The 2585-nt window shown below is 65.3% G+C and carries 1 protein-coding gene and 1 pseudogene; both read left to right on the top strand.

Features of this window, described 5'->3' with window-relative positions; translation table 11 throughout:
* The first annotated feature begins 210 nt into the window (after positions 1–210).
* A complete protein-coding gene (locus ACFU5K_RS31565) occupies positions 211–1686 on the top strand; it encodes a Y4yA family PLP-dependent enzyme (protein ID WP_384068090.1) in 1476 nt (491 codons plus the stop codon).
* Positions 1676–2497: pseudogene (locus tag ACFU5K_RS31570) on the top strand (PLP-dependent cysteine synthase family protein); the annotation flags it as partial. The gene ACFU5K_RS31565 and the pseudogene ACFU5K_RS31570, both read left to right, overlap by 11 nt.
* Between the last annotated feature and the right edge of the window lie 88 nt (positions 2498–2585).

Genomic DNA, 2585 nt, shown 5'->3' on the forward strand with positions numbered 1-2585 from the left:
TTTTACTACAACGGGTCTCTTGCCACCCCGACGCCTTGCTTATCCGCCCCCTGTGGCATTGTCCTTATTGGCGCTTTCGCCCGGCGGGGGTCGCGGAGTCCGCACCAGCGCCTGCCGCTGTTCACGTTCACGTGTGGAGCAGGCATAGAGGCAGTTCGGCCTGGACATTATGAATACGACAATCATCCCGCTGAGAGGCGAGTGCCGCTGTTGGCTGTCCCCTTGTTCCTGGATCCGAGGATCGAACCACCCCTCACGCCCTTACTGGCCTCCTCACGCTTCCTGCACGACCTCGTCGACGGGCTGGGATCGCCCCTCAATGTGGTGGTTCCGGACCGGATCGCCGAGAACGTCGCAGGATTCCGGTCCGTGTACCGGAGCCACCATCTGGAGGGTGATGTCTCCTTCGCCCACAAGGCCAACCGGTCGAGCGCCCTGGTACGCCGGCTGGCGGCCACGGGCGCGGCCATGGACGTGGCCTCACTCGGCGAACTGCAGCACGCACTGGCCTGCGGTTTCACTCCTGACCGCATCGGTGCGACAGGCCCTAAGGAACCGGAGTTCCTCTGGCTCGCCGCACTTACCGGCGTCACGGTCCACATCGAGGGACAAGCCGAGCTGGAGTTACTCGCCGCGCTGGTGCGCCGCCACGGGCTGCCTCGGGTGCGGGTGCTGCTCAGACTGTCGGAGTTCTCGGGCACCGCGGTCAAGGTCCTCAGCCGTCGCAGCCGATTCGGCCTGCCAGCAGCGGAGTTGGCCGGCCTCTTGGATGTCTGCGAGCGGCACCACGAGGCCGTCGAGGTCATTGGTGTCTCCTATCACCTCGACACCATCAGTCTCGACGAGAAGGCCCTGGCCCTGGAGGGCTGCGTACGGGCCATGGACGAGTGCCGGGCCCGGGGGATGCGTCCGAGGGTGATCGACATCGGTGGCGGTTTCGGCGTCAACTACCTGGCCGACGGGGCCCAGTGGGAGCACTACACCAGTCAGCTGACTCTGGCGGCGATGGGCAGGCGCGAGCCTCTGGCGTGGCGCAACCACTCGTACGGGCTGAGCAGCGAAGGGGGCACTCTCCGCGGAAGCCTGGAGCTCTACCCTTCTTATCGCCCGGTCGCCGGGGCCGACTACCTGGACGAACTCCTGCGCAGTCCCGCCCCGACGCTCGGCCGCCCGCTGGCGACGCTGCTCCTGGAGAACCTCTATGACCTGTGCGTAGAGCCCGGCCGTGCTCTGCTCGACCAGTGCGGGCTGACCCTGGCACGTGTACTGGAGGCACGGCGCGAGCCGGACGGCACACACTCGATACGCCTGGCGATGAATGCCGATGACTGCGCCCTCGAGGAGCACGGCATCCTCATGGATCCGATCGTGCTCCACCGGGGCAAGCCGTGGCCTGCCACGGAGAACGCCACGGAGTCCTTCGGGGTCCACCTGCACGGGAACCTGTGCCTCGAGTCCGATCTCATCACACGCAGGCTGGTCCTCCTGCCGCGCCTGCCGGCCCCGGGTGACCTTCTGGCGTTCGCCAACACAGCCGGATACTGCATGGATTTCAACGCCCAGCACGCCCAGCAGCGCCCACTCGCCCGCAAGGTGGCGGCTTACCAGGGACCCGGCGGCTGGCAGTGGCGCCTCGACGATCAGTACTGGCCCATACACTCCGCAGAGGACGCGCATGAGGTATGACAGCATCATCGAAACAGTCGGCGACACGCCTTTGGTCCGTATCGACCCTCACGTCCACGGTCTGCAGAACATCGACCTCTACGCGAAGCTCGAGTTCTGCAATCCCTTCGGATCGCTGAAGGACCGGGCAGCCTGGAAAATGGTCCAGCCGGGGCTGCCCTCGGCAATCGAACACGGCAACCGTATCGTCGAGTTGTCCAGCGGAAACACGGCAAAGGCCCTTGCCGCAATAGCCGGGATGCACGGGATCGGGTTCAAGAGCGTCACCAACCGGATGAAGATTCCGGAGATCAAAGAGATGCTCCTCCTCCTAGGAGCCGAGATCGAGGAACTTCCCGGGCAGTCCGAGTGCCTCGATCCCACGAACTCGGAGGATCCCCTCACCCTTTTCCACCGCAGTCTCAGCGACCCGGACAGCACCTATCTCCACACCGATCAGTACTACAACGCACGCAACCCTGAGGCCCATGAGACGGGCACCGGACCGGAGATCGTGGCGGACCTCGACGGCCGGGCCCCTGACTGGTTCATCTCCGGTGTCGGCACCGCCGGCTCCTCCACGGGCGTGGCGCGCGCGTTACGGGATCGGAATCCGAAGGTCGGCGTGGTCGGGCTCGTCGCGGACAAGTCGGATTTCATTCCGGGGATCAGGAACATCGACGAGGTGCAGGAAGTCGGGATCTTCGATCCCCTCACATACGACACCATCGAGAAGGTTACGTCCTCGGAGGCCATCGACGGAATGCTGACTCTGGTCCGACGGTGCGGGATCCTGGCCGGACCGACCGGCGGAGCCGCCTATTTCGGGTCTTCGAAGTTAGTGGGGGTGCGGCTCTCGTCGGCTCCGCCGTGTAGTCGCACAGCGTGACCGGAGTCGCTGGTTGGTGCGGTTGCGGAAG

It is taken from the genome of Streptomyces sp. NPDC057428 (assembly GCF_042803195.1).
GTDB lineage: Bacteria > Actinomycetota > Actinomycetes > Streptomycetales > Streptomycetaceae > Streptomyces.